Raw genomic sequence first — 21,084 nt, 5'->3', positions numbered from 1 at the left:
CTCTTACTGGATACAAAATATCTACATCTCCTTCTTCTTTTACTACAAATCAAGATACTCAGAGTATTAGTGTAACTTTCGAACAGCAGGCTCCTATTGAAGATGGTAAAAAAGTTATTGGTTACTGGGAAAACTGGAAACCAGGCTTAATTAGTGGATCTTACTCTGGTAGTGCCGAAGATGTAGCTCCTTACACTCACGTATTATACTCTTTCTTAACATTGGACTCTTCTCCAAACCCTGATAATCCAGCAAACAAACAATGGAGTACTGGACATTTAAATGAAAGTATGGCTGGTGCCGACGTCCTAAGTGTAATGGGAGTCTATGAAAATTCATGGGATAATAGCTCTAATTGGCAAAGAGTCCGTATAGATTCTCTTATAGATCTGACACATGCGAATGGTGGTAAATTTATATGGGCAATTGGTGGTTGGTCTGATTTACAGCAAACTATTAGTGATAGCCAAATAGATGCTTTCGTTAATCAAATTGTTGAATTATTAAAACTTGGTGGTGACGGTGTAGATTTTGACTGGGAACATTTAAGTCAATTAGCTGATGGTTCTGTAAATCCAAATAAAGATCAACAGTTAGCAACATTAGCCAAAACTCTTAAAACCTTAAGAGAAAAGCTAGATGCAGAAGGAATGAGTGACAAGCAAATTGGTTATACAACTAGATTTAATGCATTCTTTGAAAGTAGTAAAGCTCATGGTTTTGCAAATGATTTTAATTCTGATGGAGAAGGTATTGCTATTGAAAAATGGTTAGAGGAAAATGATTCATCATTAGATAAGGTTGTTAATTGGGTAAATATTATGGCTTATGATGTTGGACCTACTGATATGCCTAATGGTCAAACTTGGACAGCTAATGTATATGAAGATGTTTTATCTAGCTTTGCTAAATATGTAAATCCTGGCTTAGTCGTTCTTGGATTTGAACCTGGTGGACAAGCTGCTGGAGGAGAATGGGAAGGTCTTACTTTAGATAAAGAGATGATTGACTATGTATCTGATAACAATTATGGTGGATCTATGTTCTGGGCTATAAACCAAGTAGCAATGGGTACAGCTTCTACTTACTATCAAAATACTGTTACTGGAACAAATGTTCATGATTTAGCTAACTACTCTCAAGAAGCTTTTGCTGAAGAATAATAATTCTATAATTTCTTATCTTTATCTTTATCTTTATCTTTATCTGAGAAAATCATTCTACGTATTTTTTTTGTTATAATACAAACTGAATATATAAAGGAGAGTTTTCATGAATAATAATTTCTATACCAATGTAAATAATAAAATTTTGGAAATAAAAGATGCTGGCACATATAAAAGTGAGAGAATAATAGCAACACCACAAGAACCTGTCATTAATCTAGAAAATGGTGAAACATTAATTAACTTCTGTGCAAACAACTATCTTGGCTTTGCAAATAATCCAGAAATAGTTTCTTATGCAAAAAACCATATTGAAGAATGTGGCTATGGTATGGCATCAGTCAGATTTATCTGTGGCACAAATACTGTGCATAAACAATTAGAAAAAGAATTAAGCGATTTCTTCGAGTTTGAAGATACAATTCTATATCCTTCATGTTTTGATGCCAATGCGGGGCTTTTTGAGACGCTCCTTACAAAAGAAGACGCTATCATAAGCGATTCCCTTAATCATGCTAGTATTATTGATGGTGTTAGATTATGCAAGGCAATGCGTTTTAGATATAACAATAATGATATGCAAGACCTCGAAGCAAAACTTATAGAAGCTGATCAAGCTGGAGCAAGATTTAAAATGATTGCCACAGATGGCGTCTTCTCAATGGACGGTATTATTGCTGACTTGAAATCTATCTGTGACTTAGCTGATAAATATAATGCTATTGTTATGGTTGATGATTCTCACGCATCAGGCTTTGTTGGCAAAAATGGTAAAGGTTCAATTGAGCATTGTGATGTTATGGGTAAAGTTGATATCCTAACTGGTACTCTAGGCAAAGGATTAGGTGGTGCTTCAGGTGGATATATTTGTGCTAAAAAAGAAGTAGTAGATCTACTTAAAAATCTTTCTAGACCATATCTTTTCTCAAATGCTTTAGCACCGATAATAGCTAAAACATCTATTAAAGCTTTAGAGATAACTAAAGATTCAAATGAATTAAGAGAGCAATTACAGGCAAATCAACAGAGATTTAGATCAAAAATGACTGCTGCAGGCTTTGATTTAATTCCAGGAGAACACCCTATTATTCCTGTAATGATATATGATGAGAAAAAAGCAGCTGAATTTGCTGATAAGCTACTAGATTATGGTATATATGTAATTGCCTTTTCATATCCAGTGGTACCTAAAGGTAAAGCAAGAATTAGAACACAAATGTCTGCTGCTCATACTTTTGAGCAAATTGACAAAGCTGTTGATGGCTTTACAATAGCTGCTAAAGAATTAGGTATTATATAGTTAATAGGACTCAAACTATGAAAGCACTTGCTAAATTAAAAAAAGAACCTGGTATTTGGATGATTGATGATGCTCCTATACCAGAATATGGCTACAATGATGTTTTAATTAAAATCAAAAAAACAGCCATTTGTGGCACTGATTTACATATTTATAATTGGGATAAATGGTCTCAAGCTACCATACCTGTACCAATGATTACTGGACATGAGTTTGCTGGTGAAGTTGTAGCTAAAGGAAATGGTGTTACAAGTGTAGATGTTGGCGATAGAGTATCTGGTGAAGGTCATCTTGTATGCGGACAATGTCGTAATTGTAGAGCAGGTAAACGCCATCTTTGTAGAAAAACCATAGGCATAGGTGTAAATGTACAGGGAGCTTTTGCTGAATATTTAGTAATGCCAGCTGTCAATGTTTTTAAGATCCCTGATTCCATAAGTGATGATATAGCTAGTACATTTGATCCTATGGGTAATGCTATTCATACAGCACTTTCATTTAACCTAACTGGTGAGGATGTGCTTATAACTGGAGCTGGCCCTATTGGACTTATGGCAGTTAAGATAGCAAGATTCTGCGGTGCTCGTAGAATAGTTATTACAGATATTAATGAATATCGTCTACAGATGGCTAGAGACTTCGGAGCCACTGTTGCAGTAAATGTATCAGAGTTTCAAAATCAACGACAATTAACCGCAAAAATGCGTCAAGTTATGTCAGAAATTGGCATGACAGAAGGGTTTGATGTAGGTCTAGAAATGTCTGGAATTAACTCAGCAATATCTATGATGCTTGATGTTATGAATCATGGTGGCAAGCTGTCACTTTTAGGCATATCAGCTGGTGATATCTCTGTTGACTGGGGAGCTATACTGTTCAAAGGTCTTACCCTTAAAGGTATTTATGGCAGAGAAATGTTTGAAACATGGTATCTGATGACTAGCATGCTTCAAGCAGGTATGGATATGGAACCAATCATCACACACAGACTCCATATTGATGATTATCAAAAAGGATTTGAAATAATGAAAAGTGGCCAATGTGGTAAAGTGATATTGGATTGGAGTAGGTAGTGGAAAATTCAAATCACATAAATACAACCAGAGTTGACATACAGTGGATTTTTACATTATTTGGTACCGCTGTAGGAGCTGGACTATTATATCTTCCTGTTCAAGCTGGGCATAGTGGATTATGGGCATTAGTAACAGTTCTTATTTTTGCGCTACCATTGACTTATTATTCACATAAGAATATGGCAAATATAGTTTTATATACAGATAATGGTGGCATCACAGATGTTTTCACACATAATCTTGGTAAGTTATTTGGGCTAATTTGTGTAGTACTCTATTTTTTTGCTATATTTTTAAATATGCCGATGTACTCAATTGGTTTAAATAATGAACTAAGTAACTTCTTATTAAACTATCATATTGTTAACACAAATCTTTCGACTAATATATGGTTTAGTTTTAGTATTCTTGCTGGACTATTAGTTATTGTTTCTTTAGGGATCAATTTAATCCTTAAATTTATGCAACTAATAGTAATATTTCTAATAATATTAGTAATTACACTGTCACTATATATAATTCCATATTGGAACTTTGAGTTTATAACTGATAATCATTTTGACACTATTGGTTATATTACTGGTGTATTAATGGTCTTGCCAATTTTGATATTATCAATGAATCATTCACCAGTTATTTCTAGTCTAGTAATATTCTATCGTGATTATGTAAAAGTAGAACGTTCGCAAGAGAAGTACAAAGTATATAAAATCCTTCAGATCAATGCGTTGATTCTTTTTATATTTGTACTATTATTTGTAACATCTTGCTTACTCAGTACTACAATACATGACCTTGATAGAGCGAATATAAATAACCTCTCAATAGTAACTCTAATACAAGAACAACATCCAGGAACATTATTAAACATTCTAGCTCCTATGATAGTTTTTACAGCTATTATAAGCTCATTTATCGGTTGTTATATTGGCTCTAAAGAAGCATTAAAATATTTATTCAAATACTTTTTTAGAAATATCTATAAGGTCAATATTACAGATATAGTCATAAATAGAATTTGTGTCGGTCTAATATTTATAATCTTATGGATTTGTACAATCTGCAACTTCAAAATACTTAACATTATAGGAATATTAGTCGCTCCTACCGTAGCTTTCTTATTGTATGTATTACCCGTTATAATAATCTATAAAAACATACAATACAAAAACTACAGGCGTGTAGTACTTGATTCAATTTTATTCATAATGGGATTAGTAATAATATTTGGGTATGTAATCGGTTTACTACTAAAATAGATAACTAGATAATCTGCCAGTTGGCAAACTCTAAATCATCTTGTGTTGTGATCTTAATATTCTTCCTAGAACCTTCAACGACTATTGGATTTATACCATACAGCTCTAAAGCCGATGCTTCATCTGTTATTTTATTTATGAGATTATTTGTATAACAAAAATCAAATGCTTTTTCTAACTGCCCAAGTCTTGATAGTTGGGGAGTCTGTGCAAGCCAAATATCTTGTCGATCAATAGTCTTAGCTATAATCATCTTTATAGCTACCTTTTTAACCGTCTCAAATGCTCTAATAGCCAAAATACCAGCTTGAGTATGAGAATTTTGAGTTTGAATATAAAGTGTAATAACATCTTGTATATTTACACAAGGTCTAGCAGCATCATGTACAAATATCCAATCATCACTTTTACGATCATCGATAATTTTAAGCGCATTATAAACACTATGAAACCTCGTGGCTCCACCTATACAGAATTGTACTTTTGGATGATTATAATACTCAGAATTACTCCAGTGATTATCATCTTCACTAACAGCTACAATTACTTTATCAAAAAAGGGATCTTTGACAAACTTTTCTAAAGTATTATCAAGTATAGTCTTACCATTAATGAGTTTGTAATATTGCTTAGGAATATCTAATCCCATTCTTGAGCCTATCCCAGCAGCTGGAATTATTACATATTTATTTGACACTATAAAAAACCTCTCCTTGCTTTATGAAACCCATATTTTCACGAGCCAAACTCTCAAGTACTTCACTATTTTTACGCAGTGAAACTACTTCTGAATACAGTTGAGCATTGGTCTGAGATTTATGCTTAATTTCTTTTGTTTGAGTAGCAATTGATTTTTTTAGAGTCTTATAATTTAACAATCCCGTATTACTAAACCAAAGCTGATATTGTAACAAGATAATTAGTAATAAAACTGCTGAAATAAAAATATAAAAAAAAGAATTAGATTTGATATCCATGAAACTATTATTCTTCTACTTGCACTACAACTTTTTCAGTTTCACTTTCTTCAACAACAATCTCTTGGACTTCATTATCAGCTTCTTCTGAGCTAAATACAAATGCTTTGATACCAGGATAGATAGCATTTTCACCAAGCTCTTCTTCTATTCTAATTAGCTGGTTATATTTAGCGATACGGTCAGCTCTTGACAATGAACCAGTTTTGATTTGCCCTGAGCATGTTGCTACTGCTAAATCAGCAATAATAGTATCAGACGTTTCACCTGAACGATGCGATACTACACATGTATAGCCTGCTTGACCAGCCATCGCCATAGCTTCAAAAGTTTCTGTTAAAGTACCAATCTGATTAAGTTTGATCAAAATTGAATTAGCAACTCCTTTTTCAATACCTTCAGCAAGGATTTTTGGATTAGTTACGAATAAATCATCTCCAACTAATTGAACTTTCTTACCTAGTCTTTCAGTCATTAATTTCCAACCACTCCAATCTTGCTCAGCCATACCATCTTCGATAGATACGATTGGATATTTTTCAACCCACTTAGCAAAGTACTCTACCATCTCTTCAGAAGTCAGTGACTTGCCTTCAGATGCTAATTCATATTTGCCATCTTTATAGTATTCACTACTAGCAGGATCTAACGCTATAAACACATGCTTACCAGGCTCATATCCAGCTTCTTTAACTGCTTTAAGAATTGCTTCAATAGCAGACTCATTTGATGGAAGATCTGGAGCATAACCACCCTCATCACCAACACCAGCTACACTATAACCATCAGCAATCAGAACTTTTTTAAGTGTATGGAAAACTTCAGAGCCACATCTTAGAGCTTCTGAGAAAGTATCAAACCCAGCTGGTACAATCATGAACTCTTGCATATCCACATTATTATCAGCATGTGATCCACCATTAATCACATTCATCATTGGTACAGGCATTAAATATTCTTTAACATCCATTAGATAACGATAGAAAGGCTTTTTCAAATGAGATGCTGCTGCTCTAGCTGTTGCTAATGAAACACCTAAAATAGCATTCGCACCAAGATTACCTTTATTCTCCGAACCATCAAGTTCTATCATAGTCTTGTCAATTAATCTTTGATCAAGAGCATCTAAACCTTTAACTGCTTGAGCTATTTTAGTATTAGCATTCTCAACAGCTTTATAGACACTTTTACCTAAGAAAAGAGACTTATTACCATCTCTTAACTCTAATGCTTCTCTAATACCAGTAGAAGCTCCTGAAGGAACAGCAGCACGCCCAAAAGCACCACTTTCTAATATCACATCTACTTCAACAGTAGGATTACCACGCGAATCTAATATTTGTCTAGCAAAAACTTGCTTGATTTGTGATGACATAACTATAATCTCCTTTAGATAAATTAAGTCTTGTTATGAATTTTAAAAACCTTATCAATTATAAGCTAGCGATGTATGCTTTGCAATTTAATATACTTAGATTATTTCTCTGAAACTATCTCTTGAGCTTCGCTAAAGTTAAGACTCTCTGGTGTTGCTATCGTAAATGAAGATGTATCAACTGCTGATTTTCTAACAAAAATTCTATACGTTGAGTACATACATAAAATAGCACTAAGTATCGCTGTTATAATAAAAAATCCAAATGGTCCAAACACTGACATAACACTAGATATGATAACAGGACTAACAACTGATCCTACACCGTAAGCAATTGTCAAAACTCCTATAGCTCCCAACACTTCATTTTCCTCTAAAAAGTCACTAGCATGAGATATCGATAATGGATATATAACAAAAGCACAACCACCAAATACAAATATAGCTATTGCAAATATTAGATAAGAAGTATGAAAGATAGCAATAAGCAATGATGCAATAAATATACCAGCCCCAGCTAACAATATCACTTTTCGTCTATCCATAAGATCTGAAATTTTTCCAATAGGTACTTGCAGCAACATTCCTCCAAGAATAGTTGTCATCATTAGCATAGCGACCATATCATGCTCAATGTTTATTCTTACCATAAAAATAGGTAATAAAGTATAAATAGAACCTAAAAGTGACCCTCCTATAACACTAGCAGCCATTGCAAGAGGTACTTTTTTAATAATTCTTATCGGTGAGCAAACTTCTTCAGAATGTGGCACTGGAGCCACTGTTTTTGTAAATGCCATCAAAACAATAGCAACACTACAAAGTGATGATATAAAACAATATGCTAACAATCCATTGCTAAAATGAACATTAATCATTAACTGTGATAATGCTTGTGTTCCATAGTAAACAAATAGATATATAGAAAATACTAAGCCACGATTTTTTCTCTCTGCAGATAAAATGCACCAACTTTCTATAACAATAAATAATGCTGCGAGAGAGTATCCACAAACAAATCTAAAGAATACCCAAACTGGTACACTCTTATTAATACCAACTATCAAAGTACTAATTGCCATAATAGATGCAAATAAAACAAAAGCTCGAATATAGCCTACTCTAACTATCGTAAATTGCGAAAAATACGATCCTGCCGTCATTCCAAAAAAATAGGCTGCTGATATTATACCTATCATTAGGTTAGAACGACCAAGACTATTTAGCTCTATTGATGAGTAAGTTGTGAAATAACCATTACCAAATGACAATACACACATTGCAATTATAGGAGTAAGAATAAGAAATAGAGTTTGTCTAACAGTCACTGTTCTACCCTCCGTAAGATATATAATCAATACTGCAAATTATATAGAAATGGACTAAGTAAGTTAAGCTAATTATAGGAAAGTTTTTTTGGAGCTTTTTTATACATCTTTTTTTAGCTTTAGCCAGTTTACATATCCATATATTGCGTTAAATAAATATATCAACCACATTGCTAAAAATGCAATACCATCACCTGAACCAGAAAAGTACTGTTGTAACCATATAACTGTTGAAAGAGTATTAATGACTATCCACAACACCCATTGTTCAATATATGCTTTAACCATCAAGATAATCGCCACAACAGATACCACACCAGTTAATGAGTCAGCAACTAAACCTATTTGTTGGTGAAAGTATCCTTTTAGAATAAAAAAACCATACAAAAATGCAGCAATCACAATTCCACTAATAAGATAAATCCTATATTTGTTGGATAGTGTTTTTGTGATAATATCACTATTTTCTGTTATATTCTGTGGCTTAGTCCAAGTATACAATCCATAAAATTGCATCGGAAAAAAGAAAAATGCAAAAAGTAGGAACTGCCCATAAATACCCTGAGTATAACAAATATATGCATAAGTAAGATTATTTACAAAAGCAAAAAAATAGTTAAGTATTTTTCCTTTAGCAACTAACAACAGATTTAGCATTCCTGTGACTGTAGCGATAACTGTAAGCACTAAATAATCATCTGTAGTAAGAATACTTATGATAGCTAGAACACTTACAGAAGCTATAAGCCAAACTATCTCAAAAATATTCCAATCATTAAAAATTTGCGTCAAACTTATATTTCTAAAGCCTTTAAAATAAGCAGACAATTGAGAAAAAAACTCATTTACAACACGAGTCATAGCAATATAATCCTAATTAGATTAACCAGCAACTAATTCCATAGCTCCATAAATCCCAGCCTGATCGCCGAGTTTTGCTAATTTAAATTGACATTCTGCATAAATATCAGCAAATGAATTTCTCATGGCAGCTCTTTTGATTTGTGGTAAATATTGTTCACCAATAGCTTCCATAACACCACCACCTAATATCACCATCGAGGGATTTATCATATTTAAAGCACTACCTAATCCAGTACCTAAATACTCCATCGCTTCACTAAGAATATCCATAGCAATCTCATCATTTGTTTCAAGTGCTTTTTTGATATGACTACTCTTTAGCTTTCCACCATTTTCAGTTACTAATTCAATTAGTGTACTTTTAACTCTCTTTTTAGCTAAATTTTCAATTTTCTTTTCTATACCTACTTTACCAGCATATGCTTCTAAACAACCTTGAGACCCACATCCAGGACAGTAAGCCCCACCTTGTTTTATGATTGTATGGCCTAACTCAGCCGCCAAACCACTATTACCACCATAGAGTTTGCCATTTAGAACTAATCCACCACCAATACCAGTACCTACAAAAGCACCAACTATATCATCATGGCCAACACCAGCCCCATATTTTGCTTCACCTAAAACACCAACGTTAACATCATTATCTATCTCAGATTTAACTTTGTATTTATCTTCAACGACTTCTTTCAGATTTACGCCATTTAGATTTATGTTAACACTTCTACGCACAATCGATGTTCTTTTATCTATAAGTCCTGCTACACCAATGCCTATACCTTCAAGCCTTTTATCTGAAGGAATTTCTGAGATTAGTTTATCAATAACTTTAAATAGCTGCCCTATGACGATATCAGTTTTTTCTTTTGCTTTTGATTTAACTTTTGCAGTAATTATTAACTTTTTATTTTCATCAAATAATCCAGCGGCCATATTTGAACCGCCAATATCTACACCTATAAACATTACCAATTTCCTTCTAATCTATTAACTGCTATATCCATAGCCCCATAAACACCTGAGTTGTCGCCTAATGTTGCGATCTTCAATTCACATGCCTCTAACATTGTTTTAAAAGCATACTTTGAACATGAATTATAAATAGTATTCAAATACTTATGTCCAATAGCTTCCATAACACCACCACCTAACAATACTAATGATGGATTCAAAAGGTTTATATAGTTAGCTATAGCAACACCCAAATTGGTCATTGCCAAATTGACAATATCTTCTGCTACAGGGTCTTTAGCATCTAGTGCTTTTTTCAAATATGATCCCTTAAGCTTATTATTATTTTCTAAAACCAAATCTATGAGTAAGCTGTTAACACCTTTTTTATGTAAATTTAGAATTCTATTTTCCATACCTACTTTACCAGCATAAGTCTCAACACAACCCTGCGAGCCACAACTTTGGCAATAAGCCCCTTGAGTATTGATACTAACATGTCCTACAGCTCCGGCACCGCCTGTAACTCCATATAAAAACTGATTATTTATGACTAGACCACCACCAATCCCTGTGCCTGCAAATATACCAACGATATTTTCATGGCCTTGGCCAACTCCATATTTCCATTCACCAATAACACCTACATTGACATCATTTTCAATGAATACTGGTACATTATCAAATTTTTGACTAACTTCTTTAGCTATATTTATACCGTTGAGATTGATATTCGCACTAAAATTTAAAATACCATTTTTTGAATCTACAAATCCAGCTATTCCAATACCTATAGCCTTTATTTTGTCTCTTGTTGAATCATCAAGCAACTTGTTAATAACTTTAAAAATTTGACCCAAAATTGTATCAGAGTCACTCTTGCCTTTTGATTTTACCTTGGCTGTCTTAAGTAGATTTTTATGTTCATCAAAAATTCCTGCTGAAATATTACTACCACCAATATCTAAACCTATATACATAATTAAACCTTTTCAAAAACAGCTATTGACTCAACATGCATTGTATGAGGGAACATATCCATAACACCTGCACTAACTAATTTATAACCCTTATCATTCACTAAAATACCGGCATCTCTTGCTAAAGTAGCCGTATCACATGATACATAAACAATACGCTCAACATCAAACTTTTCGATATTACTACACACTTCTTGAGCCCCAGCTCTTGGCGGATCCAATAGCATTTTGTTATATTCAAAATTATTAAACCATTCTTTATCTTCAAAGCTTTCAAAAAGGTTAGCCGCATAAAACTTAACATTGCTAATATTATTATTAGCAGCTGTTTCTTTAGCTCTACTAACCATTGTCTGCTCTCCCTCTACACCAATTACAGTTTTTGCATGCTGAGAAATTGGCAACGTAAAGTTTCCTAAACCACAAAACAAATCGATAATAGAATCATTTTCTGATATTTCTAAAAGATCAATAGCTCTTTTAATCATCTTTTTATTAATATCATTATTAACTTGAGTAAAATCATTAGGCTCAAAACCAATATTTATCCCAGCAACTGGCTGATAACTTAACTTTTTAGGCTCAATATCTTCTTGTGGATACAGTCTAAAGATAGTATCAGGACCTTTAGATTGCAGGTATATCCAATAACTATTTTCCAAACCAAAAGCTTTTAGCTTTTCAAGATCTTCATTCACAAACGGCTCAAGATGGCGCACAATAAGTGCTGGTCTTATATCATCAATTGCAATCTCTAATTGTGCTATATGCTGATATATAGAGAGTGTCTCTATAAAGGAGGCTATCTCTGTTAGTTTTTCTCCTATTAAAGGATTTAATACTATACATTTATCTATATCAGCTAAAAATCTACCATTACGCTCTCTAAAGCCTACTAAAATTTTACCTTTTTTATTAACATATCTAACACCTAAACGTGCTTTATTACGATATCCTTCGGTTTTAGCCGTACGTAATGGTTCTAGAATACTCAGAGGTTCCACTCCTTGGCCAATATACTTAAGTTGATTCAGTAAAGTTTGTTGCTTATGCTCAATCTGTGCATCTGTAGACATATGTTGTAAGCTACAACCTCCACAAATTTCAAAATATTCACAAGGAGGATTAACTCTATTAGATGATTTTTTAATATATTCAATTACTTTTGCTTCATCAAACTTAGCCTTTGTAAATGTATACTCAAACTTGACTACTTCCCCTGGTAATGTAAATGGAATAAAAGTCGTTTTACCATTAACTTTTGCTATTCCTCTACCATCATGACTAAGTGCTATAATTTCAGCTTCAAAAACACCTTCTTGAGGTTTCTTATGTCTTCTAGATCTTCCCATAAAAAATTCTAACAAAATATATTACGACAATTGTATTTAATTAAATTTGTAAATACAACCAAAGGATTTATTTCAGATTCATTGCTTTATCATCATATGCAGCAATATGTCCTGGAGCAAATTTATACACTCCAGCTTTTGAGTGAGAAAAAATCATATCAATTTTGCCACTATTTGATAATCCTGATATTTTCTGAGGATAAATAGCAAATTCAACCTTACCTAAAGATGATGATAAAAGCTTTATTTGTCCAGTAGTCGGCTTTGTATCTAAAGATTTCATTGGACCATATGCTCCACCAACATTTGCATAGACATCATATTTAATCCCTTCTTGTAGCTTTTCTGGTACAAATATAAACATATTCGAACCCTTCATAGTTTCTGCACCAAATCCAGCTGCAAACCATCCACTACCATCTTTTTGCCAATCACTATTCTTGCTAATATCTACACTCAAAACTGCACAAATATGATCTTTATATTGTGAATATTCAAAAGCCATATCTCTCATATTAATAGTTTGATATTTCAAGTCGGCTGGACATACTAAAGTGTCTGTATCATCGGCATAAGACAATGAACAAATTCCTAACGATAAAAATAACGAACTTAACAATACTTTTTTCATAAAATCTCCTAACAAAGCTTCTAAAGAGATTTTAGCATATAAAAGTAAAATATTCTTAAAGATAAATTATATTATTAGATATAAAAAAAGCGACCAAAGTCGCTTTTTAAATCGTGGTGGGTGCTGAGGGGTTCGAACCCCCGACCCTCGCCTTGTAAGGGCGATGCTCTCCCAGCTGAGCTAAGCACCCGATAAATGAGAATTATACAGCCTTATAAAAACAAGTCAAGCTTTTTTGAACTTTTATTAACCTTCTATTTCATTTCTTAAAATTTGATCTGGGGTAATTTCAGATTCTGCTATTTCTCTTAGAGCCACTACCGTGGCTTTTTCTCTTTTTTCATTATCTACAGACTCTGCATAGCCTCTCTTAAGTATACTATTTGCTCTCATAGAAGCTAAAACTACTAAATCAAATCTTGTTTCTACCTTGTCAAGGCAATCTTCAACTGTTACTCTAGCCATTTTTTACTCCATTTTTTTTCAATAATTGTTTTACTTTGTTATATATTATATCAATCACAGTTTTATTTTGAGCTCCATCAGGAACTATGATATCAGCTTTTCTCTTTGATGGCTCAATAAACTTTATGTGCATTGGTCTTACTGTTTCTAGATACTGATTTATAACACTTTCAACACTACGACCTCTTTCATTCTGGTCACGCATAAGTCTTCTGATGAAACACAAGTCTGATGGCGTATCCATATATACCTTAAAATCCATCATTTTTAATAACTTACGATCATTAAACAGCATGATTCCTTCAAGGATAATTACACTTACTCCACCAGTAATTTTTTCGGATTTCTCTTTTATTCTTGAATGAGTGGTATAGTCATAATGAGGTATATAAATATCATTACCTTCTATCAAATCTGCTAAATCTTTTCTCAATAGTTTATGATCAAAAGCATCCGGATGATCATAGTTGATTTTATTAGCCTCTTCAAAACCAACCATTTCTCCCCAATTTTTATAATATCTATCTTCAGAAATTACTGCAATTTTATTTAAATGTTTTGATTTTAATTTTTTGATAATCTCATTTGAAAATAAAGTTTTACCAGAGCCAGATCCACCAACAATACCAATTATAAAAACATCGCCTTTACCAGCCATTACCTTATACCTTATAATTCTATTTTTGGTTGACTCTTAACTAAATGATCTAGTTCTTTTAGTAAACTTAAAAACTGTTTTATTTTATACATAGGAAAAGAATTAGGTCCATCACTTAAAGCTTCTGCTGGCTTTGGATGAGTCTCCATAAAAAGACCATCAATACCTACTGCCATAGCTGCCTTTGATAGAACTGGTACAAACTCTCTTTGACCGCCAGATGAGCTACCCTGACCACCTGGTAACTGTACTGAATGAGTAGCATCAAACACTACAGGACAACCTGTAGATTTCATTATTTCAAGAGAGCGCATATCTGAAACTAGATTATTATAACCAAAGCTCACGCCCCTCTCACAAACCATGATTTGCTCATTACCAGTAGATTTTGCCTTAGCAACCACATGTTGCATATCCCAAGGCGCTAGGAATTGACCTTTTTTAATATTTACAGGCTTACCTTGTTTACATACATCTAATATAAAGTTTGTCTGACGACATAAAAAAGCAGGAGTCTGCATTACATCAACAACTTCTGCAACCTCAGCAAACGGAGTATCTTCATGTACATCTGTAACAACAGGGACGTTGTATGTTTTTTTAACTTTAGCTAAAATCTCAAGCCCTTTATCAACACCAAGACCTCTAAAGCTATTAATAGAAGAACGATTTGCTTTATCAAAAGACGATTTATAAACAAAATTGATACCTAAATCTTTTGTAACTTCTGCCAAATATCCAGCAGTATCCATAGCCATTTGCTCTGACTCAATTACACATGGTCCAGACATTAAGAAAAATGGCTTACCATTTCCTACTTCAAAATTAGCAATTTTCATAAAAATACTTCTACTTTAAATAAGTTAATTACGATTAAATATTATACAGAAAAAGATGAACCACAACCACAAGTAGTTTTGGCATTTGGATTTCTTATTACAAAATAGGCACCTTCAACATCATCTTTATAGTCAACATCAGCTCCAACTAAATATTGAAAGCTCATAGAATCTACTAAAAGACGAACACCATTTTTTGTAATAACCATATCATCTTCTTTTATCTCATTATCAAATGCAAAAGCATACTGAAATCCAGAGCATCCACCACCTGTTATATAAACCCTAAGACTCAGAGAATTATCACCCTCTTCTTCAATTAGTTCTTTGACCTTTAAAGAAGCTGATTCTGTAAAGTTAATTGGATCAACACTTTGAACTACTTCACTCATAATAATTACCTCGCCACAAGAGAAAGTTTAACTCTACCACCTCTATCAATATTTTGGACTAAAACCTCTAAACCTTGGCCTTCTACTAATGAATTAGTTTTCATCCCAGCCTGTTCAATTTCAGAGAATGGTAAATATCCATCTTGACTACCAAGAAGATTAACAAATGCTCCAGAATCTAAAAGCTTAACAATTTTACCTTTGTAAATTTGTCCTTCTTCAACTTCTGCAACAATCTCTTCAACCATAGATTTAGCTAGATCTAATGATCTTTTATCTTTAGCAAAAATTTTAACTTCACCAGAGTCACTAGTATCAATCTGAACACCAGTTTTTTCTACAATACCTTTTACTACCGAGCCACCACGACCAACAACATCTTTTATCTTAGCCGGATTTATATTCATAACGTGAATTTGAGGAGCAACATCAGAAACAGATTCTTTATGCTCTCTAATAACTTCATTCATAATACCCAGTATATGTAGTCTCCCAGTCCTAGCCTGCTCAAGAGCTTGCTCAAGAATTTCTCTAGAGATACCTTTAATTTTAATATCCATTTGAAGAGCTGTAACACCATATCTAGTACCAGCAACTTTAAAATCCATATCACCTAAGTGATCTTCGTCACCTAAGATATCCGACAATACAGCATATTTAGCACCATCCTTGATGAGTCCCATAGCAATACCTGCTACAGGCTCAGCTATTGGCACACCAGCATCCATCATAGATAAAGATGAGCCACAGACAGTTGCCATAGAACTAGATCCATTTGACTCTAATATCTCAGATACTATTCTTACAACATATGGGTATGCTTCTTCATTAGGAAAAACTGCTTGAGTAGCACGTTTAGCTAAGTTTGCATGACCGATTTCACGACGCTTTGGAGCCATACCTACCATACCACACTCACCTACAGAATAAGGAGGAAAGTTATAGTGAAGCATGTAACGAGATTTTTCCATCCCATCTAGTGACTCAACAAGTTGAGCATCTCTATCGCTACCAAGAGTTGTAACCACTAAAGCTTGCGTCTCGCCTCTTGTAAACAATGCTGAACCATGTACACCAGGTAGTACACCTATTTTAACATTTATTGGTCTGATAGTTTCTGTGCTTCTACCATCTATTCTTGATTTACCTTCTAAGATATTTGATCTAACAAGGTCCTTCTCTATATCATGAAAAGCTTCTAAAACTTCTTTTTCAGAGTACTCATTTCCATCAACATCACTTGAGAATACATGCTCTAAAACATTTTTTCTCAGCTCATTAAGTTTAATGTTTCTTTCTTGCTTAGACGGTATTGTATAAGCATTTTTAATCTCACCAAAAAAATGTGATTTAATTTGAGATTTTAATAACTTATTAATTTGATAAATTGTATATTCTATACGAGGCTTAGATGCTACTTTAGCAAGTTTACCAATAGAGTTAATAATAGTTTTAAGATGCTTATGCGCATATAAAATACCACCAAGCATTACAGATTCTGGCAAGCTATTAGCCTCTGATTCAACCATTAATATCGCATCATCCGTACCAGAAACAACCAAGTCTAAATCAGACTCTTTCAGCTCCTCTTTATTAGGATTAAGAATATACTTACCATTAGTATAACCGACTCTTACACCTGCAACAATATCATCATAAGGAGCCCCTGATATTGCCAAAGAAGCAGATGCTCCTATTAAAGCCAACATATCCGGAGAAAACGATCCATCATAAGATAAAACTGTAGCTACAATTTGAATCTCATTAAAAAATCCATCAGGGAATGATGGTCTTATAGATCTATCTATTAATCTAGAAATAAGAATTTGCTCTTCAGATGGTCTCCCTTCTCTTCTTAAGAAACCTCCAGGTATCTTACCAGCAGCATATGTTTTTTCTAAATAATGTACTGACAATGGAAAGAAATCAGCACCAGCTGCTACTGATTTTTTAACTACTGTAGTCACTAACACAACATTATTACCACAACTTACAGTCACAGACCCATCTGCTTGACGAGCCATCCCACCTGTTTCTAGAACTATTTCTTTGTTACCTAGTTCAAAGACTTCTCTAAATATTTTCACAGTTTAACCTTATATAATTATTTGATTCAATGACGTAAGAACGATTAAGATGAAATTATTATCTACGTAAATTTAATTTCTTGATTAATGCACGATATCTTTCTACATCTTTACCGTGTAAATAATCTAATAATTTACGACGTTGACTTACTAGTCTTAAAAGACCTCTTCTTGAATGATTATCTTTTTTATGAGTTGCAAAATGACCTTGTAGATCATTGATTCTAGCAGTTAAAAGAGCAACTTGTACTTCAGGTGAACCAGTATCGCCTTCAGACTGTTGATTTTCTTTAATAATATTTTGTTTATCTTGAGTTGTTAACATAACATTCTCCATTTGTTTTCTATTAATTGATGTACACAATAAACCGCACAAAGGAACAGTTTACCAGTTGGAGATTATATACTATTAAACCGAAAAAAACAAAAGTTTAGTTATCAATCTTATCTGGTTTGATGCCTAATATTTGTAAACTATTAAGCGCCACATCTGCAAAAACTGGAGCCGCAACAGAACCACCCCCATACTTATCACCTTTAGGATCTTTGATTGTAACAACTATCGCCAACTGCGGATCACTAGCGGGTACAACACCAACAAAACTTGCCAGATATTTTGCACCATATGTTCCTCCAGCAAGCATCCTTGCGGTACCTGTTTTACCTGCAACATGATACAGAGGTATTCTTGCATTAGTTCCTGTTCCACCAGAATCTTCAACAACAGACTGCATCATACTAATCATCTCCTCAGAAACTTTCTTAGATGCCACCACCCTTGAGTCAATCTCCTCTCCAGGTTTTCTTTTAAGGATCGTAGGTTTAATGTACTTGCCATCATTAGCAATAGCTGATACTCCAGCAACTAACTGAAGATCTGTAGCATTCATACCATATCCAAAAGATAGGGTAGCTAATTGGAAATCGCCCCACTTATCTTTAACCGGAACAAATCCATCACGCTCACCTGGTAGCTGTATACCTGTTTTATCTCCAAAACCAAAGTTTCTTAGTGATGGCTCAAGTATTGTAGGATCAGTCAAACCCAATATCATTTTAGATATACCTACGTTACTAGATTTCATAAGAATATATCTTAAATCTTCTTCACCATAATCCCTCTCATCTCTGACGGTATTTTTACCAATACGATAAAAACCTGGATGCGAATTAATTACAGGTTCTTCTGGAGTTACATTATCACCATAAATAAGCGCAGTAACTGCTGCAAAAACTTTCATTACAGAACCCAACTCATACACATCTGTGATAGCTCTATTTCTACGCCTATCCGGATAAGCATCTGCCATACTGTTAGGATTATATGACGGATAATTAGCCATAGCCAATATTTCACCTGTATGAATATTTTCAATAATGACTGATCCAGCTTCAGAGTTCGTTTTAATAACTCCTTTTTTTAAATACTTATATGCAACATACTGCAATCTAGAATCTATACTTATCTGAAGGTTATGTCCATTTTTAGGTAATATAAAATTATCTTCAACCTTAGCAACACCACCATGCAAATCTTTTTTATACTCAAAGTAACCATCTTGCCCTGTAAGGAATTGATTAAATTCAAGTTCCAAACCTTCCTGACCTTTGCCATCTACATTAGTAAAACCAACAACATGAGAAGCAACTTCTGCCATTGGATAATATCTTTTAAACTCTCGAATAACATGAATGCCAGTAATATCAAGATCTTTAACTTTTTGAGATAAGTACGGCTGAACTTTTCTTTCGATATAAACGAAGCCACTCCTACCCTCTCTAACCTTAACTTGTCTTTCTATCTTTTCTCTTTTTTCTTTAGATAGGTTTAGAATACTCATGACTTCTTTGAGCTCAGGACTATCTGCACTAACATAATATGGGTCTACCCAAATAGTATCTACTGGAGTACTTATAGCTAAAGGATTACCATTTCTATCAAGGATTATACCTCTGTAAGACTTTATATCTATACTTCTGTCACTACGATTATCACCTTCTTGCTTAAGTTTAGGATATTGAACTGTTTCCATATAAATCAACTTAGCAAATAAAACTATAAAACTTGATAAGAGTAGCAATATAACAACTAAATGTCTCAACTTTGGTCTATAGCTACTCATCTGTAGAGCTCTCCTTTTGATCACTCAAAGTACCTATACTTTTTTGTGTAGGTAACGACATTTTTTCTTTTTCAGCGAATTTTTCTACAGCTGTAGGTGTTGCCAATGAGCTATACTCCAAAACAATCTGACTCCACTGCTCATCTAACTGAGTTTGTTCAACGATCAAGTCCTTACGCTCATTCAATAAGAGCTTAAATTCAAAGCGAGTTACGATTAGAGCAAAAGCTGTAAGCAGCAACACAAATAAAAGTACAAAAGCAATGCCTACAGTCTTTTTTAGGAAACTATTTTTTAATGACTCAAATAATCTTATCCGTATTTGACGGTTTGTTAGCATCATAACTTTTCAACAACCCTTAAAATAGCACTTCTAGAACGAACGTTTTGGCTAAGCTCATCTTGATTTGCTTTAGCTTTTTTTGTGATCCATTTCATTTTCACCTGACTATTGTCTTGTGGTAACATTTTTGTAATTCTATTAGTTTCTTGCTTTGGATTAATTAAAGAGGTAAATTTCTGTTTAACAATTCTATCCTCTAATGAGTGAAAAGAAATAGCCGCAACTCTACCACCTTTTTTGACAACATCTAGAATACTCTCCAAAAGAATTTCTAAGTCTTTAAGCTCATCATTAACATATATACGTAATGCTTGAAAGCACCTTGTTGCAGGATTCTTTTTCTCTCTTTTGCCAATGGTCGCTCGAATAAGTTCAGCTAACTGATGGGTAGTAGTTATGCTCCCATTTTCGTCTATATAGTCTTTAATTCTTAGAGCAATTTTTTTTGCAAAACGCTCTTCACCATAAACCTTAAAAATATAAGACAACTCATCTACTGATAACTCTTCTAGAGCTTGACTAGCTGTTAGACCTTTCGATATATCCATTCGCATATCTAATGGACCATCATGAGTAAAGCTAAAACCTCTATTAGCATTATCCAATTGAGGAGAAGAAACACCTAAATCCATAATGATACCATCGACTTTACCCAAAAGATTATGCTGCAAGCAATAATCGTAAATATATGTAAAACTTGCATGAACTATTGCAAAGTTATCAAACCGAAAATTATGTGTTGCATAATCTATAGCATCTAAATCTTTATCAAAAGCTATCAATCTTCCAGATGTCAATTTATTTAATATAGCTTTTGAATGACCTCCTCGGCCAAATGTCGCATCTATATAGATACCTTCTGGATTAATATTTAGATCAACGATAGACTCTTGAAGTAAAACTGAAAAATGCATACAA

22 protein-coding genes and 1 tRNA gene are annotated in these 21,084 nt (G+C 33.5%); 4 read left to right on the top strand and 19 right to left on the bottom strand.

Annotated elements, in window-relative coordinates; translation table 11 throughout:
- From ACKTR7_RS08310 to ACKTR7_RS08295, 4 genes are all read left to right on the top strand, one after another.
- On the top strand, positions 1-1,163 hold a 1,163-nt coding region (locus ACKTR7_RS08310), incomplete at its 5' end, for a glycosyl hydrolase family 18 protein (RefSeq protein WP_407877863.1).
- 109 nt (positions 1,164-1,272) lie between these two features.
- Positions 1,273-2,466 carry a glycine C-acetyltransferase gene (locus ACKTR7_RS08305; RefSeq protein ID WP_407877862.1) on the top strand — a complete coding sequence of 398 codons (1,194 nt, stop codon included), beginning with the start codon at positions 1,273-1,275 and terminating at the stop codon, positions 2,464-2,466.
- A gap of 17 nt (positions 2,467-2,483) precedes the next feature.
- On the top strand, positions 2,484-3,539 hold the full coding sequence (gene tdh / locus ACKTR7_RS08300; protein WP_407877861.1) for an L-threonine 3-dehydrogenase: 1,056 nt from the start codon (positions 2,484-2,486) through the stop codon (positions 3,537-3,539).
- Positions 3,539-4,801, top strand: a complete 1,263-nt coding sequence (locus tag ACKTR7_RS08295) for an amino acid permease (protein WP_407877860.1) — start codon at positions 3,539-3,541, stop codon at positions 4,799-4,801. Before tdh ends, ACKTR7_RS08295 begins: the two co-directional genes overlap by 1 nt.
- 4 nt (positions 4,802-4,805) lie before the next feature.
- Here ACKTR7_RS08295 and ispD read toward each other — a convergent pair whose 3' ends face one another.
- The 19 genes from ispD to rsmH all read right to left on the bottom strand — a co-directional run bounded on the left by ispD (position 4,806) and on the right by rsmH (position 21,080).
- Positions 4,806-5,498 carry a 2-C-methyl-D-erythritol 4-phosphate cytidylyltransferase gene (ispD, locus tag ACKTR7_RS08290; protein ID WP_407877859.1) on the bottom strand — a complete coding sequence of 231 codons (693 nt, stop codon included), beginning with the start codon at positions 5,496-5,498 and terminating at the stop codon, positions 4,806-4,808.
- Complete coding sequence (locus tag ACKTR7_RS08285; RefSeq protein ID WP_407877858.1) at positions 5,488-5,778, bottom strand: FtsB family cell division protein; 291 nt, start codon at positions 5,776-5,778, stop codon at positions 5,488-5,490. Before ACKTR7_RS08285 ends, ispD begins: the two co-directional genes overlap by 11 nt.
- 7 nt (positions 5,779-5,785) lie before the next feature.
- The gene (eno, locus tag ACKTR7_RS08280; protein ID WP_407877857.1) at positions 5,786-7,153 is read right to left on the bottom strand and encodes a phosphopyruvate hydratase; all 1,368 of its coding nucleotides are present in this window, start codon (positions 7,151-7,153) and stop codon (positions 5,786-5,788) included.
- 101 nt (positions 7,154-7,254) lie between these two features.
- Positions 7,255-8,433 carry an MFS transporter gene (locus ACKTR7_RS08275; protein WP_407877870.1) on the bottom strand — a complete coding sequence of 393 codons (1,179 nt, stop codon included), beginning with the start codon at positions 8,431-8,433 and terminating at the stop codon, positions 7,255-7,257.
- 147 nt (positions 8,434-8,580) lie between these two features.
- Positions 8,581-9,342 carry a nicotinamide riboside transporter PnuC gene (gene pnuC / locus ACKTR7_RS08270; protein ID WP_407877856.1) on the bottom strand — a complete coding sequence of 254 codons (762 nt, stop codon included), beginning with the start codon at positions 9,340-9,342 and terminating at the stop codon, positions 8,581-8,583.
- Positions 9,343-9,363: 21 nt separating this feature from the next.
- A complete protein-coding gene (locus tag ACKTR7_RS08265) occupies positions 9,364-10,311 on the bottom strand; it encodes an ROK family protein (protein ID WP_407877855.1) in 948 nt (315 codons plus the stop codon).
- Entirely contained in the window at positions 10,311-11,276 is a 966-nt protein-coding gene (locus tag ACKTR7_RS08260; RefSeq protein WP_407877854.1) for an ROK family protein, read from the bottom strand. Before ACKTR7_RS08260 ends, ACKTR7_RS08265 begins: the two co-directional genes overlap by 1 nt.
- Before the next feature lie 2 nt (positions 11,277-11,278).
- Entirely contained in the window at positions 11,279-12,628 is a 1,350-nt protein-coding gene (rlmD, locus tag ACKTR7_RS08255; RefSeq protein WP_407877853.1) for a 23S rRNA (uracil(1939)-C(5))-methyltransferase RlmD, read from the bottom strand.
- Positions 12,629-12,695: 67 nt separating this feature from the next.
- Entirely contained in the window at positions 12,696-13,259 is a 564-nt protein-coding gene (locus tag ACKTR7_RS08250; RefSeq protein WP_407877852.1) for a hypothetical protein, read from the bottom strand.
- A 114-nt stretch (positions 13,260-13,373) separates the two neighbouring features.
- A tRNA-Val gene (locus ACKTR7_RS08245) sits at positions 13,374-13,449 on the bottom strand.
- Positions 13,450-13,505: 56 nt separating this feature from the next.
- Positions 13,506-13,724 (bottom strand): DNA-directed RNA polymerase subunit omega, encoded by a 219-nt coding sequence (gene rpoZ / locus ACKTR7_RS08240; protein WP_407877851.1) that lies wholly within the window; start codon positions 13,722-13,724, stop codon positions 13,506-13,508.
- Entirely contained in the window at positions 13,717-14,382 is a 666-nt protein-coding gene (gene udk / locus ACKTR7_RS08235; RefSeq protein WP_004288126.1) for a uridine kinase, read from the bottom strand. Before udk ends, rpoZ begins: the two co-directional genes overlap by 8 nt.
- An 11-nt stretch (positions 14,383-14,393) precedes the next feature.
- Complete coding sequence (kdsA, locus tag ACKTR7_RS08230; RefSeq protein WP_407877850.1) at positions 14,394-15,221, bottom strand: 3-deoxy-8-phosphooctulonate synthase; 828 nt, start codon at positions 15,219-15,221, stop codon at positions 14,394-14,396.
- A 41-nt stretch (positions 15,222-15,262) separates the two neighbouring features.
- Positions 15,263-15,613, bottom strand: coding sequence for an iron-sulfur cluster insertion protein ErpA (gene erpA, locus ACKTR7_RS08225; RefSeq protein WP_004288128.1), 351 nt, complete (start codon positions 15,611-15,613; stop codon positions 15,263-15,265).
- A gap of 5 nt (positions 15,614-15,618) precedes the next feature.
- Positions 15,619-17,700: a polyribonucleotide nucleotidyltransferase gene (gene pnp, locus ACKTR7_RS08220; protein ID WP_407877849.1), complete on the bottom strand. Its 2,082-nt coding sequence runs from the start codon at positions 17,698-17,700 to the stop codon at positions 15,619-15,621.
- 58 nt (positions 17,701-17,758) lie between these two features.
- A complete protein-coding gene (gene rpsO, locus ACKTR7_RS08215; protein ID WP_004288130.1) occupies positions 17,759-18,025 on the bottom strand; it encodes a 30S ribosomal protein S15 in 267 nt (88 codons plus the stop codon).
- Between the two features lie 106 nt (positions 18,026-18,131).
- Positions 18,132-19,823, bottom strand: a complete 1,692-nt coding sequence (locus ACKTR7_RS08210) for a peptidoglycan D,D-transpeptidase FtsI family protein (RefSeq protein WP_407877848.1) — start codon at positions 19,821-19,823, stop codon at positions 18,132-18,134.
- On the bottom strand, positions 19,816-20,166 hold the full coding sequence (ftsL, locus tag ACKTR7_RS08205; RefSeq protein ID WP_407877847.1) for a cell division protein FtsL: 351 nt from the start codon (positions 20,164-20,166) through the stop codon (positions 19,816-19,818). Before ftsL ends, ACKTR7_RS08210 begins: the two co-directional genes overlap by 8 nt.
- Positions 20,163-21,080 carry a 16S rRNA (cytosine(1402)-N(4))-methyltransferase RsmH gene (gene rsmH / locus ACKTR7_RS08200; RefSeq protein WP_407877846.1) on the bottom strand — a complete coding sequence of 306 codons (918 nt, stop codon included), beginning with the start codon at positions 21,078-21,080 and terminating at the stop codon, positions 20,163-20,165. The genes ftsL and rsmH overlap by 4 nt, the downstream gene beginning before the upstream one ends.
- Positions 21,081-21,084: the final 4 nt, after the last annotated feature.

This window comes from Francisella sciaenopsi (assembly GCF_045862875.1).
Lineage (GTDB): Bacteria > Pseudomonadota > Gammaproteobacteria > Francisellales > Francisellaceae > Francisella > Francisella sciaenopsi.
Note: the sequence above shows the minus strand (reverse complement) of the source record. Positions and strands in the feature narration are given on the sequence as shown.

Coding starts and splice junctions, on each gene's coding strand:
- ACKTR7_RS08250 (WP_407877852.1), bottom strand. CDS start 13,259: ATGAAAAAAGTATTGTTAAGTTCGTTATTTTTATCGTTAGGAATTTGT.
- rsmH (WP_407877846.1), bottom strand. CDS start 21,080: ATGCATTTTTCAGTTTTACTTCAAGAGTCTATCGTTGATCTAAATATT.
- tdh (WP_407877861.1), top strand. CDS start 2,484: ATGAAAGCACTTGCTAAATTAAAAAAAGAACCTGGTATTTGGATGATT.
- erpA (WP_004288128.1), bottom strand. CDS start 15,613: ATGAGTGAAGTAGTTCAAAGTGTTGATCCAATTAACTTTACAGAATCA.
- rpsO (WP_004288130.1), bottom strand. CDS start 18,025: ATGTTAACAACTCAAGATAAACAAAATATTATTAAAGAAAATCAACAG.
- udk (WP_004288126.1), bottom strand. CDS start 14,382: ATGGCTGGTAAAGGCGATGTTTTTATAATTGGTATTGTTGGTGGATCT.
- ACKTR7_RS08210 (WP_407877848.1), bottom strand. CDS start 19,823: ATGAGTAGCTATAGACCAAAGTTGAGACATTTAGTTGTTATATTGCTA.
- kdsA (WP_407877850.1), bottom strand. CDS start 15,221: ATGAAAATTGCTAATTTTGAAGTAGGAAATGGTAAGCCATTTTTCTTA.
- ACKTR7_RS08285 (WP_407877858.1), bottom strand. CDS start 5,778: ATGGATATCAAATCTAATTCTTTTTTTTATATTTTTATTTCAGCAGTT.
- pnuC (WP_407877856.1), bottom strand. CDS start 9,342: ATGACTCGTGTTGTAAATGAGTTTTTTTCTCAATTGTCTGCTTATTTT.
- rlmD (WP_407877853.1), bottom strand. CDS start 12,628: ATGGGAAGATCTAGAAGACATAAGAAACCTCAAGAAGGTGTTTTTGAA.
- rpoZ (WP_407877851.1), bottom strand. CDS start 13,724: ATGGCTAGAGTAACAGTTGAAGATTGCCTTGACAAGGTAGAAACAAGA.
- ACKTR7_RS08260 (WP_407877854.1), bottom strand. CDS start 11,276: ATGTATATAGGTTTAGATATTGGTGGTAGTAATATTTCAGCAGGAATT.
- ftsL (WP_407877847.1), bottom strand. CDS start 20,166: ATGATGCTAACAAACCGTCAAATACGGATAAGATTATTTGAGTCATTA.
- eno (WP_407877857.1), bottom strand. CDS start 7,153: ATGTCATCACAAATCAAGCAAGTTTTTGCTAGACAAATATTAGATTCG.
- ACKTR7_RS08265 (WP_407877855.1), bottom strand. CDS start 10,311: ATGTTTATAGGTGTAGATATTGGCGGTTCAAATATGGCCGCTGGATTA.
- ACKTR7_RS08275 (WP_407877870.1), bottom strand. CDS start 8,433: ATGTGTGTATTGTCATTTGGTAATGGTTATTTCACAACTTACTCATCA.
- ACKTR7_RS08305 (WP_407877862.1), top strand. CDS start 1,273: ATGAATAATAATTTCTATACCAATGTAAATAATAAAATTTTGGAAATA.